Source organism: Psychroflexus gondwanensis ACAM 44 (assembly GCF_000355905.1).
GTDB lineage: Bacteria > Bacteroidota > Bacteroidia > Flavobacteriales > Flavobacteriaceae > Psychroflexus > Psychroflexus gondwanensis.
In genome coordinates this window covers 19,274-36,062 of sequence record NZ_APLF01000006.1, presented here as the reverse complement: position 1 = coordinate 36,062, position 16,789 = coordinate 19,274, and the positions used below count along the sequence as shown (strand labels likewise).

The window sequence follows — 16,789 nt, the reverse complement described above, 5'->3', positions numbered from 1 at the left end:
TTGTTAGAATAATCCCCCTTGTTTACTTTCTCTAAGTTTACCAAGGTGTTTATAGGCGGAGTCGGTTACTTCTCTTCCGCGTGGAGTACGATTGATAAAACCTTTTTGAATTAGGAAGGGTTCGTAAACTTCCTCTATAGTTTCAGCATTTTCGCTAACTGCTGTCGCTAATGTAGTTAAGCCAACAGGGCCCCCTTTAAATTTATCAATTATGGTCAATAGAATTTTATTATCCATATCATCCAAACCAAAAGCATCTACATTTAAAGCCTTGAGACTATACTTCGAAATTTCCATATCGATTTTGCCGTTACCTTTAATTTGAGCAAAATCTCGAACTCGTCTCAGTAAAGCATTAGCGATTCTGGGTGTTCCCCGACTCCTGCCAGCTATTTCGATTGCAGAATCAGTGGTTATCGAAACCCCTAAGATGGAAGCACTTCTCAAAATAATACCGCTTAGTAATTCCGTAGAATAATATTCTAATCGACTTGAAATCCCAAATCTTGCTCGCATTGGAGCTGTAAGCAATCCTGAACGTGTTGTAGCTCCAACTAATGTAAAGGGATTCAGATTGATCTCAACACTTCTAGCATTAGGGCCAGACTCAATCATAATATCGATTTTGAAGTCTTCCATAGCAGAATATAGATACTCCTCAACTACTGAGCTTAATCTATGAATTTCATCTATAAATAGAACATCACGAGGTTCCAGATTAGTTAGCAAACCGGCTAAATCTCCTGGTTTATCGATGACTGGGCCTGAGGTAATTTTGATTCCAGTTTGAAGTTCATTAGCAAGAATATGAGCTAAAGTGGTTTTACCCAAACCTGGAGGACCATGAAAAAGAGTATGATCTAAAGCTTCGCCTCTTAAGTTAGCAGCTTTTACAAAGACTTGAAGGTTCTCCAATACATGAGATTGACCGGCAAAATCATCAAAAGAAAGCGGTCTCAACGCTCGTTCTACCTCTTGGTCTTGATTATCGAAATTGCTGCCAGTAGCGTCTAAATTTTCATTCATGTTACAAAGATAAATAAAAAAGCCTCCAAGAAATTTGTCTTGGAGGCTTCTCTCTATTTTAAAGAATAATTAATCGTCCATTTCTTCCTCATGCTCCTGTAAGGGTACGTTTTGAGGTACAAAATCTTGACCAGGAATCACATAATCTGTTTCCTCTTTATTCAATTTACTATAATCGTAAGACCATCTGTGAACTTGGGGAATTTCTCCAGGCCAGTTACCGTGGATGTGCTTAACGGGGGTAGTCCACTCTAAGGTATTGGACTTCCATGGATTTTGCTCTGCTTTCTTCCCGTAGAAAATTGAGTGAATAAAATTGTAGACAAAAAATAATTGGGCTCCTGCTGTGACGAATGCGAATACGGAAATAAGAATATTAGTATCAGCTAGATCGTCAAAGTAAGGAAACTCGGTAAATTTATAATAACGTCTTGGTAATCCGGCCATACCAATAAAGTGCATTGGGAAGAAAATACCATATGCTCCAACAGCAGTAATCCAGAAGTGAACATAACCAAGATTTTTGTTCATCATTCTACCAAACATTTTTGGAAACCAATGATAAACTCCAGCAAATAATCCATATAATGCTGAAATACCCATCACCAAATGAAAGTGAGCAATAACAAAATACGTGTCATGTACATTTATATCCAATGTACTATCCCCTAAAATAATCCCTGTAAGACCACCAGTGATAAAGGTGGAAACTAAACCAATAGCAAATAACATAGCTGGATTTAATTGGAGATTACCTTTCCAGAGGGTTGTAATAAAGTTGAAGGCTTTTACACCTGAAGGTATGGCAATTAAAAGGGTTGTAAAGGTAAAGACAGAACCTAGGAAAGGATTCATACCCGATACGAACATATGGTGACCCCACACCACCGTAGATAGGAAAGCAATAGCTAAAATGGAAGCAATCATCGCTCTGTAACCAAAAATTGGCTTTCTGGAATTGGTCGCAATAACTTCTGAAGCGATTCCTAAAGCAGGTAGTAAAACAATATAGACCTCGGGATGGCCTAAGAACCAAAATAAGTGTTCATATAAGACGGGAGATCCCCCTTGATAGGACAAAACTTCACCTTGTATATAAATATCACTAAGGAAAAATGAAGTCCCGAAGCTACGATCCATCAAAAGAAGAAGACCAGCAGCTAATAAAACTGGGAATGAAACCACACCAATAATTGCAGTAACAAAAAACGCCCAAATCGTTAAGGGCAATCTTGTCATCGTCATCCCTTGAGTTCTTAAGTTAAGAACTGTTACGATGTAATTAAGTGATCCTAATAGAGAAGAAGCAACAAATATAGTGATAGCAACTAACCAAAGTGTCATCCCCAATCCTGAACCACCTATAGCTTGTGGTAATGCACTAAGTGGAGGGTAGACTGTCCATCCAGCAGATGCAGGACCAGCTTCTACAAAAAAGGAGGAGACAATAACAACACAAGAAATAAAGAACAACCAATAGGATATCATGTTCATAAATCCTGATGCCATATCTCTAGCCCCAATTTGCAAGGGTATAAGTAAATTACTAAACGTACCACTTAAACCTGCAGTAAGGACATAAAAAACCATAATAGTTCCGTGGATTGTAGAAAGAGCCAAATAGATACTTGGATCCATTACTCCATCTTCTCCAAAACGTCCAAGTAAAACTTCGTAAATCCAAAACGTTTCATTTGGCCATGCCAGTTGTAGTCTCATTAACATAGACATTGCTATACCAATGAAGCCCATGATAAGGCCAGAAATTAAATATTGTTTAGCGATCATTTTATGATCTGTACTAAATATGTACTTCTCTATGAAAGTGGGCTCGTGATGTCCTTCCTCATGTGCATGATCGTTCGCTAGTGGTTGTGCAGCTACTGACATATATTCTTATTTATTTTTATAATTAATTTTTTGCTGTTAATTCACCAAATGTTTGTTGCTCCGATATCCATTTTTGATATTCTTCCTCAGTTTCAACAACAATTTTCATTTGCATATTATAGTGGGACACTCCACAAATCTTATTACACAACAAGTAATACTCAAACTCATAATTTTTTTCATCTGGCCCTAGATTGTCATTGTTTTCACGAATTTCGTTAATATTTCGTACTTTATCTACCATATAATCGCTATTTCGGATTTCTTTAGAAGTTATTGAAGGTGTGAAACCAAACTGTGTGGTCATCCCCGGAACAACATTCATTTGTGATCTGAAAAATGGAAAATAAGCTGAGTGTAAAACGTCCTGAGATCTAAATTTGAATAATACAGGTCGATTTACTGGTAAATGTAGTTCTGTTGTTATAATATCATCTTTGGCATAGGGATCAGTTTCACTTACACCCAATTGATTGATGCCTTCTATAAATCTTACGTTCGCCTCACCAAGGGTGCGATCTTCACCAGAATATCTCGCTCTCCAGGCAAATTGATAAGCATAGATTTCAACGACAAGAGTGTCATCAGTTTCTTCGACATTCATGATTTCTGACCAACTAAATAACCCGTAAATAATAAGAGCAGATAACGTGATAACGGGAATAATAGTCCATACAAATTCAAGTTTATCATTATCGGCATAAAAAAGGGCTTTCCTTCCTTTTTGACCTCTATATTTATAGGCAAACCAGTAAAGTATAAATTGGATGATTACCTGAACAAACATAATAAGTCCAATAGAGATAAAAAATAATTGATCATAATCTTCAGCATGGTCTGACGCCGCTGGAACGTAAAATTTGCTTAGACTCCAAAAGGAATAAAACATAAGACCATAAAGAAATACAATGAAAACTAAAAATAATTTTCCTTGCTTTTCATTGTCTTTATTGGTGGCAATTTGTGAATCGTCACTTTCGATAGGCTGAGATAATTTGAAGATCTTTGAAATCTGCCAAATCGTAATTCCTAAAAGGGCTGCAACAATTATTATAAGTAATGCGATCATCGTCTATCTTTCTTTTAATAGGTTTCTAGTATTGAAAATGTTTACTTTCTTCGAGGAAAGCACTGTGTTTTACAGTAAGAGGTGCTTTTGCTAGCGCACTAAATACTGTAAAAATAAATATACCTGAAATCAACAAAATGGAGCTTATTTCTGGAATACCAATAAACCAAGATTCACCAACTGTGCCTGGCATAATAAGAACAAAAAAGTTCATATAGTTACCTACTAAGATAATAATACCTGCAAAAATAACTATCCAATTGACTCTCTTGAAATCAGAATTTATCAAAATCAACATTGGGAGAAGCCAATTCATAATTACGGTTCCAAAGAATAACACGGGATAATCCTCAAGCCTTGAAACGTAATATGTCACTTCTTCTGGTATGTTGGCATACCAGATCAATAAAAATTGAGAAAACCACAAATAAGCCCAGAATATAGAAAATCCCATCATAAACTTAGCTAAATCGTGGATATGACTGTTATTTACATGCTCTAAATAGCCTTTCCCTTTCAGGTAAATCGTTACCAGAGCAATAGTAGTCACTGCGGAAACCAAAATACTTGCTAAAACAAACCATCCGAATAAAGTACTAAACCAGTGCGTATCGATACTCATAATCCAGTCCCACGACATCATAGACTCTGTTACAATAAAGAAGACTAGGAACATAGCGGATAATTTGAAATTACGCTTATGTAAAGTAAGGCTAAACTCATCATCAAGTTTTCTCGAGTTCTTGATAATCAATTTGGAGAAAAGAATCCAACCGATCATATAGATAGCAGCTCTTATTAAGAAAAATGGTGTATTTAAATAGGCTGTTTTATTTTGAATAATTACATCGTTTGCAACAACTTCAGGATCCATCCAAATGAATAAATGATTGAGGTGTAAAGTCGATAATAAAAGAATTATGTATACTATAATTCCGCCAGGGACTAAGTATGAAGTGATACCCTCCATGACTCTAAATAAGACAGGGGACCATCCTGCTTGTGCAACATTTTGAAGCGCATAGAATACAAAAACACCAAGAGAAATTAAAAATATAAATAAAGCTGGAACGTAGATAGCTGCCCAAGGTTTGTTTTGCAGTTGATGAAATACATGCTCAGCATGTTCATCTGCATGGGCTGCTTCGTCAGCTCCACTAGATCCCATAGCTACTTCACCGCTATGCGCAGCATCCTCTGCGTGAAGCATTTCTTTGACGTCTTCAACAGATGATGGGGCATCGATGAATCCGTAAATTAAACCTATGGCTCCAACAATAATGAGGGCCAAAGAGAATAATTTTAACTTACTTGACATTGTATACATAATATCTCAGCTTGGTATTATAATTAATTTTTTATTCTGACTCTGATTCAAATTCTCTTGGTTCTTGACCTTCCAACTCAGCCTTAAGCTTCATAACATAATGGTCAACAAGCCAAAGTTCTTCGCTATCCATTTGAGATGCGTAAGAACCCATGGTATTAATTCCATGCCACATCACGTGGTAAACACTTCCTTCTGTAATAGCTCTACCTTGGTCGTCATAACTAGGCACCCCAAGAATTTTTTCGCGTTCTACCAGATATCCCTTTCCTTTTCCATTATCACCATGACATGTTGCACAGTATATAGCATAAAGCTCTTTACCCTTAGCTAAATTTTCTTCAGTATAAGGAACTTCATTTTTCAGCTCAGCTTTAGCCAATGCGTATCCGTCTGGATCGTCGTCGTATTCATAAGGTGTAAACCCTCTAGATATACTCCCTTCCTCAGGTATTTTCGCCTCCTGCTCGTCCTGAAATATATCATAAGCTCCATAGGTATCATAAGGGACAGATTCATACATATCAGGAAAGTACTGATAGTTACGCTCTCTTTTGTCTGAACAAGAGACAACGATCATACAAAAAGCTATAAGTAATATGGTAAATAAACTTTTCATGAACTTATTTATTATCTATTAATTTAATTTCTGAGGCTCCATTTTCGTGCAAGACTTCAGCAATGGCTTGAACGTTATTTTCATTGACAGAGATCTCCATTAAAAATTTATCATCTGTCGTCCTTACATCTGGATTTTCAGCTTTCTTGAATGGCCACAACTTACTTCTCAAGTAGAAGGTAATCACCATTAAATGCGCTGCGAAAAACACAGTCATCTCGAACATAATAGGCACAAAGGCTGGCATATTCTGAAGATAACTAAAGCTTGGTTTACCCCCTATGTTTTGAGGCCAGTCTTCTATCATAATGAAATTCATCATCCAAGTAGACACTGCCAAACCAACCAAACCGTATAGAAAGGAGGTAATGGCTAAACGAGTACCAGGTAATCCCAAAGCTTTATCCAAACCATGAACTGGGAAAGGACAAAAAACTTCGTTAATGCTATATTTTTTTTCGCGCAATGCTTTTACCGCCTGCATCAAAATATCATCATCTGTAAAAATCGCATGTAAAACTTTCGATGCCATTATGAGTTAGATTTAGAATTAAACTGTTCTGTAAAATTTGGTAAAGGTTCTTGCACTGGCTCATCATAAAGTTTAGCATGCTCTCCTTTTTCAGCTCTTATCTTTTTATACTTTTCCCCAGAGGTTTTCAAGATGGATTTCACCTCAGCTTGAGCAATCACAGGAAATGTTCTAGCATACAATAAGAATAACACAAAGAAAAATCCAATCGTTCCTACAAAAATTCCAATATCCACAAACGTTGGAGAGAACATAGTCCAAGCGGATGGCATATAATCTCGGTGTAGTGAAGTTACAATAATGACAAAACGCTCAAACCACATTCCTATATTTACGACAATGGATATAAAAAATGAGAACATAATACTTCGTCTTAACTTTGGAAACCACATAAATTGAGGCGAGACTACGTTGCAAGTCATCATTAACAAGTAAGCCCACCAGTAAGGCCCAGTCGCCCTATTAAGAAAAGCATATTGTTCGTATTCAACACCAGAATACCACGCCATAAACAGCTCGGTAATATAGGCGACACCAACAATAGAACCTGTAATCATAATGACTATGTTCATCAATTCTATATGTTGAATAGTAATATAGTTTTCTAGGTTAGACACTTTTCTCATAATAATAAGAAGAGTATTAACCATTGCGAAACCAGAAAACACAGCCCCAGCTACAAAGTAAGGTGGGAAAATAGTGGTGTGCCAACCTGGTATAACCGATGTAGCAAAGTCAAAAGATACAATAGTGTGAACCGAAAGAACCAAAGGAGTTGCTAAACCTGCAAGAACTAAAGACACTTCTTCGAATCTTTGCCAGTCTTTTGCTCTACCACTCCACCCAAAAGATAAGATGCCGTAGATATGTTTCTGAAAAGGCTTTACAGCTCGATCTCTAATCATGGCAAAATCAGGCAATAAACCTGTCCACCAGAATACTAGAGATACGGAAAGATAAGTTGATATAGCAAATACATCCCAAAGAAGAGGAGAGTTAAAGTTGACCCACAGAGATCCAAATTGGTTAGGAATAGGAAGAACCCAATAAGCTAACCATGGACGACCCATGTGAATAATTGGGAAAAGACCCGCTTGAATAACTGAGAAAATAGTCATGGCCTCAGCAGATCTGTTAATAGCCATTCTCCATTTTTGTCTGAAAAGTAAAAGCACTGCTGAAATTAATGTTCCTGCATGGCCAATACCTACCCACCAAACAAAATTGGTGATATCCCAGGCCCAACCAATGGTTTTGTTAAGACCCCAGGTACCAATCCCTTCGGATACGGTGTAGACAATACAACCTAAACCCCATAAAAAGGCAATGAGTGCTATAGAGAAAACCACCCACCATGATTTATTTGCCTTTCCCTCTACAGGTCTTACCACATCGAGTGTAACGTCGTGGTAAGATTTATCCCCCGTAACTAAGGGTTTTCTAATAGGCGATTCGTAATGAGACATAATTTATTATAAATTTATTCCTAGTTAGTTGATTATGCTTCTGTTGTGTTTCTGACTTTAGTGTGGTACATCACATTAGGCTTAGTTCCTAAGTACTCTAAGAGGTGATACATTCTATCGTCTTGTGCTTTCTTATAGACTACACTTTCTTTGTCATTAATATCTCCAAAAAGCATAGCACCATTATCACAAGCTGCAGAACATGCCGTATGGAATTCTCCGTCCTCAATCACTCTCCCGTCGCGTTTAGCATCTAGGATAGTTTTTTGAGTTTTTTGAATACACATAGAACATTTTTCCATCACTCCACGTGACCTTACAGTTACATCTGGGTTTAGAACCATACGGCCTAAATCATTATTCATATGATAATCGAATTCATCATTTTGGTTGTATAAGAACCAGTTGAATCGTCTTACTTTATAAGGACAGTTATTAGCACAGTATCTAGTTCCAACGCATCTGTTGTAAGTCATGTGGTTTTGACCTTGGCGACCGTGGGCAGAAGCTGCAACAGGACAAACCGTTTCACAAGGCGCATGATTACAGTGCTGACACATTACAGGCTGAAAAATCACTTGCACATCTTCTTCTGAAGCAACTTCGAGTTCTCCATAAGTATTTATAGCACTAAATAATCCAGATATATTATTTTTCTTATCGTAATCCTCCACGATTGTTTCTTCCGAAGAATAGTAACGGTCAATTCTCAACCAGTGCATGTCTCTACTCTTACGTATTTCAGATTTACCAACTACAGGAACATTATTTTCACTGTGGCAAGCTATCACACAAGCTCCACAGCCTGTACACGCATTTAAATCTATTGAAAGATTAAAGTGGTGACCTATAGAACGGTCAAATTCCTCCCAAAGATCCACGTCAGGGCTTGTCACCTTAACCTCTTGGTGGTTCAAGGAAACCTCTGGAACGGCGTTCCAATGGTGTCTGTCTTTGGTATTAAAAATTTCTAAAGTAGTTTCTTTTACAATATCACGTCTGCCCATCATCGTATGGTGAAGTTGGACACAAGCAAACTCATGGATACCATCCACCGCATCTACTGTGACATTTTGATTGACATCAAAGTCTTGGTAAAGTGGGAAAGCATTTACACCTACCTGCATTTCTTCTTGGATAGACTCTGTCTTTCCGTAACCTAAAGCAATACCAATAGATCCAGGTGCTTGGCCTGGCTGGATGATAACAGGTAATTTTGAAATTTTCTTATCCCCTAGTGAAACAGTGACGTAATTACCGTTTAAAGCACCATTAGCAACATTTGTATTAGTAAGACCCAAAGCTTCAGCATCTGCCTTAGACATGGTCACGTAATTGTCCCATGATGTTCTCGTGATGGGATCGGGCATTTCCTGCAACCAAGGGTTGTTGGCTTGACGACCGTCTCCGAGTGAAGTTTTAGTGTATAAAGTTAATTCAAATCCTTCAGCATTACTTTCAGAAATAAGCTTTCTGGCACCTGAAGAAAAATCAACTGTAGAGGTTTCTGTAGTTTTTGGAAGTTCCACATTAGAAGAGAAACTACCATCATGTAAAGATTGATTCCAAGAAATTCCATCAAAAGTAGACTTGAAATTAGTTTTTACATATTCATAATACTTGCTTGAATTACCTGTCAATTTCAATAAGCAATCTTCAAATTGTTTAGTATTGAAAAGCGGCTGAATTGTAGGTTGTATTAAACTGAAATCTTTTTTTGTAAATCTCACATCTCCCCAAGACTCCAAGTAATGAGGGGTTGCAGCAATATATTTACAACGTGAAGCCGTTTCGTCTTTCTTCATAGAAAAACCAACTGTTGTATTGATGTTTCCCAAAGCAGCAATAAATTCATCTGCATTTGGAAGAGAGTAAGCTGGGTTGACTCCGGCAATCATTAAAGCACCAACATTACCAGCCTTCGCTTCCGAAATTAAAGTTTTAATTTTAGAGTTTTGACCTTGACGAATAAGCCTTGGGTTTTCAATATTCAAAACCTCACTACTCAAGGTTTCATTGATTTCTAAAGCCATGGCTTGAGCTTCCAAAGATTGTAATCCCGTTACAAAAATGGATTTGGAAGATTTCGATTTAAGTTGAGTTATAGCGTTATTCACATGGTTTTGTAAGGCATCACTCAAATTTGTTGAAGCAACTTTACCAACGATTTGGTTATATATCTCTACAACAATTTTCTTTTGCAAAGAAGGCTTAACAGGCACACGCTTATCAGCATTGGCTCCGGTAAGAGACATATTTGCTTCAAATTGAACGTGGCGAGACATTTTTCCATCTTTAGGCACTCTACTCTTGCTGTAACCAGAATCAAAAGCACCACCTTGCCAGTCTCCTAAGAAATCAGCACCAACAGAAACGATCATTTCTGATTTAGAAAAATCATAATTAGGTAAAGCTCTATAACCGTATTTAGCTTCAAAAGCATCTAAAGCAGCCTCATCAGAAACGGTATCATAAACAACGCGAACAACGTTAGGATACTGTTCTTGAAACTCTTTTATAAGCTTATCTGTTGAAGGAGAAGCGAAAGTTTGCGTTAATAGATAAGTTTTCTTTTCAGCATTAGATTTCAAATCTGTTTCTAAAGATGAAAAGAATTCCGTCCATGTTACATCTCTATTTTCAATTTGAGGATTCTGTAAACGCTGGATATCATACAAGTCTAAGACCGAAGCATGAACCCTCGCTTTTCCAGCAGAAAGCCCGTTGGATACAGTATTATTGTCAATTTTTATTGGTCGCCCTTCTCTGGTCTTAACAAGAACACTTGCGAAGTCAAACCCGTCTGCAATTGTTGTAGCATAAAAGTCTGCAACACCAGGGATTATACGCTCAGGCTGAACAACGTAAGGGATAGATTTAACTACAGGGCCCTCACAAGCTGCTAAAGAAGCTGCTGCTGTACTAAATCCTACATACTTCAGGAAATCTCTTCTAGAAGTTTGCGAACCCTCAAGCTTTTCTTTATCACCCAAAAACTCATCTGCAGGAATATGATCTGCAAATTCATTTTGTTCAAGAGCTTCAACTAATGGACTATTCTCCTCTAGCTGTTCTGCACTTTTCCAATATTTCTTTTCTGATGACATATTGAATTCTAATTTTTCTAAATTAATATTAGTAATGACACTTTCCACATTCCAAACCGCCCATTTCTGCGACGGATAATTCTTCTACACCATACTTTTCGGAAAGCTCTTCATGTATTTTTTCGTAGTACGCGTTACCTTCAACCTTAATGTTGCTTTCTCGGTGACAATTGATACACCAGCCCATGGTTAAAGGAGCATATTGTTTTTGAATCTCGTATGTTTCAACAGGACCGTGACAGGTTTGACATTCAATTCCACCAACGGTTACGTGCTGAGAGTGATTGAAGTAAACAAAATCTGGTAAGTTATGAATACGGACCCATTTAACGGGTTTGGTCTCTCCAGTATAAGACTGTGAAGAGGTATCCCAGCCAGTAGCTTCGTATAATTTTTGAATCTCATTATCGTAAAATTCTTTTGAATACTCTTCAGTAGCAGTTTCAGGTGCTACTTCAGCTATTTGCTTATGACAATTCATACACACATTTAACGAAGGTATTCCCGAGTGCTTAGATACTCTAGCGGAAGAGTGGCAATACTTACACTCAATTTGATTTTCCCCTGCATGTATTCTATGCGAATAATGTATCGGCTGTATGGGTTCATAACCTTGGTCAACACCAACCTGCATTAAGAAACCATAACCACCCCAAGCAACTGCCAGAAGCAAGAAAACAACAGACACTAAAACCAAAAATTGATTTTCAGCAAAAGCAACCCAAATCGGCTTACCTTTTGGCTTGTCTGCTTTAACAGGAATTCCATTAGCTGCAGCAAACCGGTTTAAGGTTTTGTTGACTAAAATTAGTATCACAGATAATATCAAAAGAACAACGGCAAGAAGCCCTAAGACAATTTCAGTAGAAATCCCAGAACCACCCTGTCCTTCAGCTCCAGCAGCAACTTGCGTTTCTGCCACTATAGGCTCTGGCTTAGGCTCTTCTACATAAGCTAAAATGTTGTCTATATCTTGGTTGTCCAATTGTGGGAAAGCGTTCATGGCCACTTTGTTCCACTCCTCATACAACTGAACTGCTTGAGCATCTCCAGATTTTATTAACTCTTGACTGTTTTTAATCCATTTGTACAACCAGTCCATGTCTCTGCGCTCAGTAACCCCGTGTAATAGAGGCCCTACTGCATTTTTATAACGTTTGTGACATGCTGCACAAAGAGAGTTGAACAATTCTTTCCCTTTTGCAGAGTCTGCACCAGGAATAATTTCTTCAGTGCTTGCTTCATCAGCATTAGATTCGGCCTCTACTTCATCCTGACCAAATGTTGCGAGCGTGAAAAGCAAAAGAAACACCAAGAAGAGGTGTCTCAAATTTAATGGGCGTTCCATCGTCTTTTTCATATAATATTTATTAACCTATTTTAATGTGACGCCCATAAATACGTAGGATTGAGCATCAAAAAAATCGTCTACAAAAGTAACACTAAATGAGCGTTTCTGGAATACCTACATGTGTTAAATGGCAATTTATAATCTTTCTAAATAGGGTATGAAAGCACTTGCTTTGCTATAAAGTGTACCTTTGTTTAAAATTATATTTCATGACTAAATATTCATTTGCAAATGTTGTTTTAATCTGTTCGTTTCTGACCTTCAATAGTATAGAAGCTCAAAGTAAGTTAAACTCCTCTGAGTTAAGGACAGTTTCAGACCTGCTAAACAAGAAGCATTCCTTAGAATCTAACAATGAATTGAAGAGTACATATAAGCTCCAAATATTTTCTGGTTCTCTTGAAAAGGCCAAAGAAACTCAAAGTGAATTTGAATCTTTAGAATTAAATATCGAATCGAGAATATTATACCAAACCCCAAATTATAAAGTTTGGATTGGTAATTATAGAAATAGAATTCAAGCGGATAGAGCTTTTGAGAAAGTTAAGTCTGAGCATCCCAATACACTTATTATTAGACCTGGAAAATAAATCTTGCTAAACCTTAGCTTACTTATTTTCGTAACTATTTATAATTGAAGCAAAGAATACATATGATTCTGGCTTAAGAACAACAAGATTTATTTTGAAAACAAAAACAGCCATATTAATTTTTGCAAACTCTGCTCCTCTTGATGCAAAGCGGAAATGCATCAAAAATGGTAAGGAATTTTTTAATTTTCAACATAGAAACTTACTGGAGCTTGTAAAAGAAAGTGAAATTCCTTACTTCTGGATAGATGAAAATCGGCAGGTTGGCGAAGATTTTGAAAATCGCTACTTGAACGCTATTCAACATATTTTTGATCAAGGGTATCAACAAGTCATTTCTATAGGAAACGATACTCCAGGATTAAAATTAAATCATATTCTCAAGGCTTCAGAGCTTCTCGAGAATAACAGCATGTGCTTTGGTCCCTCTAAAGATGGTGGCTTTTACCTTTGGGGTCTTAGGAAAGAAGCTTTTGAAAAGAAATCTTTTTTGAATTTTAAATGGAACACCAAAGATCTACTTCCTGAAATACTTAGCGAATTAATTTACAACACTATCCAATTCGCCTGCATCGAAACCTTGATTGATTTAGATTGTAATGAAGATGCTTTTTTCTTACTTCAGAATAAATCTATTGATTTTCAACTCAAGTATATTCTACTTAAAATAGTAAGAAAATCGAATAATCCTTCTGCACTTTTTCAATTTATTATAGAGACGCAACTCACAAGTCTTTACTACAACAAGGGCTCCCCTTTATCTGCCTAACTCCCGGCTAGCAACCCTTATTTAAACTCTATAATTACACTTATGAAATATACAATATTTGTATTTTTTTGGGCATGTTTATTTGCAAATGCACAAGAAAATATAAAAGTTAATTTACTGGATTTAGAAACCAATCTTCCAGTTGAAAATGCAACATTAATTCTGAAAAATCTCGATCAAGGCATCGATAAACCACTAACCACAAATTCAAATGGTGCAGTAACTTTTAGATCTGTTCCGACCGTCAACGGCTATCAAATTTTATTTGAAGGAAATGAGGCTTATGAAGCGTCTAAGAGTCAACTATTTAATCTGCGTTCTAACGAAAGTCCAGCGATTAAAATGTTTGCTTATAAAAAATCAAGTCAGGCTGAGAATCTAGAAGAAGTCATCATCACTAGCAACACCAAGCTGAAAATCAATCGTCGAAATGCAGAAGTTTCCTTTGAAATTGATGCCAAAGATATTGAGCAAACTCCAGTAGAAGGTCGAGATATTACAAGGATATTGTTTCGCTTACCCAATGTGACACAAGCTACTGGATTTTTCCCTGAAGCTCCTACGGTGAGCATCAATGGTGCCAACCCTTTATTCACAAATTACACCATTGATGGAATGGATAATAACGAACGTTTTCTTGGTGGAATGCGTTTCAATATTCCAGTGGGAGCTGTAAAAGATATTACAGTACTCACTAGTAATTATTCTGCTGAATATGGACTAACCAGCAATGGCGTCATAGATGTCACAACCAAATCGGGAACCAATACGCTTAAAGGAGAAACTTATTTTATCACCCGCCCTGGTCCGAGCTTGGATGCTTCTAGTCAATTTGCTCAACGCGATTTATCTGGAAATCAAGTAAAGGATGGTTTTGCACGTTACCAAACAGGCCTTGCTATTGGAGGGCCTATTGCTAAGGACAAAACCTTTTTCTTTTTCAACTACGAACACACAACCGATATAAAAGACAATTTATTAAATGTCCCAGACCTTGGAGTAAGCGAGACTGTTCGTGGCAACAATGCATTTAATTATTTCACCGCAAAAATAGATCACCTTTGGTCCAATCAGTTTAGAAGTTCGCTTAGGGCAAATGTGGGTAGGATTGAGATTGAAAACCAAGGAGGTGGTCTAGACGGTGGCGTCATATTCCCCTCTGCGGGAGCTGCTCAAGAAAGAAACAGTATCAATCTGGCATTCAAAAACAATTATCAAATTGGAAATCTCGATGGAGAAACCAACATCCAGTACAGCCGCTTTAGGTGGAATTACTCCAATCCTAAAAACGTTGGACCTCAAGTTACTCTTCGCAATCCTCAACAATTCACCATTGGAGTTTTAGGGAATTCTGGGTTTATTTTTGATGAAATTGAAAACACCCTACAGCTGCAACAAAAATTGAAATATTACTTAAATAACCATACTATAAAAGCTGGTCTTCAATATATTTCTGGAGATCATGAGTTATTTGGAGGCGGTAATCCAGATGGGAATTATTTAGTAGATCTTACTCAAAATCAAATTGATAATATTCGCAATAGCGATCTTGGCAGTGGTTTAAACATCAATGATATTCCTTCGAATGCAAATGTGGTCAATTATGGCGTGGAACTCCGCCCTAACTCCTTTGGAACCACGCAAAATATTTATAGCTTTTATCTCGAAGACCAATGGCTAGTTAATCCTAAACTGAATTTGGTGTACGGATTACGTTACGACTACGATGATTTGTCTAAAGGCGGCGGGACTTCTGGTGACACAGATAACCTTGCACCGCGAATTAATTTCAATTATGAAATTGGAGAAAATTCGGTAATTAGAGGAGGTTATGGCATGGCTTACGATAAAATCTCATATGCGATTCATAGTGATGCTTTACAGCAGAATACGACTTCAGCAGATTATCAATTGCAAATACAAGAATTTATTAATCAAGGTATATTGCCACAAAACACAGATGTAAATCGTGTCACTTTTAATGGAAATCTTACAGCCAATCTAAGTGATGTAGACTATTTGCAAGGACCTAGTCCAAGTGATCTGCAAGACCAGCGAGAGTCTGTTTTTTCTAATGAGCGTAGAATTTTAAATCCGAATGGATATGATAATCCATTCAGCCATCAATTTTCTTTAGGGTACCAAACCCAACTTGAAGATGATAAATTATTTTTTATCGATGTATTTCATAACCGAGGCCATAATTTATTTCGTCTTCGTAATTTGAATGCTGCAGAGGAGTTTCCAATAGGGGCAGGCTTTCAAACAGGGGAAATCCGATCTATAGAAGAGGCCGATGCAACTCGACCTATACCTATCATCAATGGCCAGGGCATCATCAACGGAGAGGCCGTTTCTGGTGTCGCAAGAAATGTGGTGATGACAGAATCTAAAGGCCGTTCTGAATATTGGGCAGCTAGTTTTAATCTTCAAAAAACAAGAGGGACCGATAATTACGATTACCGTCTTAATTATACATTGTCCAGACTAGAAAACAACACAGAGGACATCAACTTTAGAGCACAAGATGCTAATAACTATGGACGTGAATGGGGACCCTCCATTAACGACAGAACCCATAATATAAATGGTATTTTTAATTATTATCCATTGAAAAATTCTGTGGTGACTTTGGCAGGACTTCTTCAAAGCGGCCAACCTATCAATAGAATTCCAGATGCAAGCATTTTTGGAACTACAGATTTAAACGGTGATGGCTCTGCTTTCGGAGATGCTTATGTAGGTAACAGTGACCGTTCTCCCGGCGAATCTAGAAACAACGATCGTTTACCTTGGTCTTTTAATTTTGATATTGGTATACAACACCAATTTTTGATGGGTGAGACGCATCGCTTAGAAGTAAGAGCTGATATCTTTAATGTGTTCAACATTGAAAATCTAAGTGGATACAGCAACAATGCAACCCAAAGTAACCAAATACAAGCAGGGCCAGCCTCTTCTGGTAGATTCGTGCAGAGAAATGCAGGGCCTCCTAGACAATTTCAGTTTGGGGTTAGGTATCTGTTTTAAAACAAAATCATGA

12 protein-coding genes are annotated in these 16,789 nt (G+C 37.3%); 3 read left to right on the top strand and 9 right to left on the bottom strand.

Annotated features, from left to right (window positions below):
- Positions 1-3: 3 nt before the first annotated feature.
- From ruvB to PGOND44_RS07290, 9 genes are all read right to left on the bottom strand, one after another.
- Positions 4-1,026 carry a Holliday junction branch migration DNA helicase RuvB gene (ruvB, locus tag PGOND44_RS07330; protein ID WP_003439194.1) on the bottom strand — a complete coding sequence of 341 codons (1,023 nt, stop codon included), beginning with the start codon at positions 1,024-1,026 and terminating at the stop codon, positions 4-6.
- A 69-nt stretch (positions 1,027-1,095) separates the two neighbouring features.
- Entirely contained in the window at positions 1,096-2,916 is a 1,821-nt protein-coding gene (locus tag PGOND44_RS07325) for a cytochrome c oxidase subunit I (protein ID WP_003439192.1), read from the bottom strand.
- Positions 2,917-2,938: 22 nt separating this feature from the next.
- Positions 2,939-3,985, bottom strand: a complete 1,047-nt coding sequence (locus tag PGOND44_RS07320; RefSeq protein WP_003439191.1) for a cytochrome c oxidase subunit II — start codon at positions 3,983-3,985, stop codon at positions 2,939-2,941.
- A gap of 25 nt (positions 3,986-4,010) precedes the next feature.
- Entirely contained in the window at positions 4,011-5,312 is a 1,302-nt protein-coding gene (locus PGOND44_RS07315) for a hypothetical protein (RefSeq protein WP_040555885.1), read from the bottom strand.
- A 31-nt stretch (positions 5,313-5,343) separates the two neighbouring features.
- The gene (locus PGOND44_RS07310) at positions 5,344-5,931 is read right to left on the bottom strand and encodes a c-type cytochrome (RefSeq protein ID WP_003439188.1); all 588 of its coding nucleotides are present in this window, start codon (positions 5,929-5,931) and stop codon (positions 5,344-5,346) included.
- A gap of 4 nt (positions 5,932-5,935) precedes the next feature.
- Complete coding sequence (locus PGOND44_RS07305; RefSeq protein WP_003439180.1) at positions 5,936-6,463, bottom strand: DUF3341 domain-containing protein; 528 nt, start codon at positions 6,461-6,463, stop codon at positions 5,936-5,938.
- Positions 6,463-7,929, bottom strand: a complete 1,467-nt coding sequence (nrfD, locus tag PGOND44_RS07300) for an NrfD/PsrC family molybdoenzyme membrane anchor subunit (protein ID WP_003439178.1) — start codon at positions 7,927-7,929, stop codon at positions 6,463-6,465. Before nrfD ends, PGOND44_RS07305 begins: the two co-directional genes overlap by 1 nt.
- 32 nt (positions 7,930-7,961) lie before the next feature.
- A complete protein-coding gene (locus PGOND44_RS07295) occupies positions 7,962-11,036 on the bottom strand; it encodes a TAT-variant-translocated molybdopterin oxidoreductase (RefSeq protein WP_003439175.1) in 3,075 nt (1,024 codons plus the stop codon).
- Between the two features lie 28 nt (positions 11,037-11,064).
- Positions 11,065-12,396: a c-type cytochrome gene (locus PGOND44_RS07290; protein ID WP_003439172.1), complete on the bottom strand. Its 1,332-nt coding sequence runs from the start codon at positions 12,394-12,396 to the stop codon at positions 11,065-11,067.
- 200 nt (positions 12,397-12,596) lie between these two features.
- Between PGOND44_RS07290 and PGOND44_RS07285 the strand changes: the two genes are divergently transcribed.
- The 3 genes from PGOND44_RS07285 to PGOND44_RS07275 all read left to right on the top strand — a co-directional run bounded on the left by PGOND44_RS07285 (position 12,597) and on the right by PGOND44_RS07275 (position 16,776).
- The gene (locus tag PGOND44_RS07285; protein WP_003439169.1) at positions 12,597-12,977 is read left to right on the top strand and encodes an SPOR domain-containing protein; all 381 of its coding nucleotides are present in this window, start codon (positions 12,597-12,599) and stop codon (positions 12,975-12,977) included.
- A 94-nt stretch (positions 12,978-13,071) separates the two neighbouring features.
- Entirely contained in the window at positions 13,072-13,746 is a 675-nt protein-coding gene (locus PGOND44_RS07280) for a DUF2064 domain-containing protein (protein ID WP_003439165.1), read from the top strand.
- Positions 13,747-13,788: 42 nt separating this feature from the next.
- Positions 13,789-16,776 carry a TonB-dependent receptor gene (locus PGOND44_RS07275; RefSeq protein ID WP_003439160.1) on the top strand — a complete coding sequence of 996 codons (2,988 nt, stop codon included), beginning with the start codon at positions 13,789-13,791 and terminating at the stop codon, positions 16,774-16,776.
- Positions 16,777-16,789 lie beyond the last annotated feature (13 nt).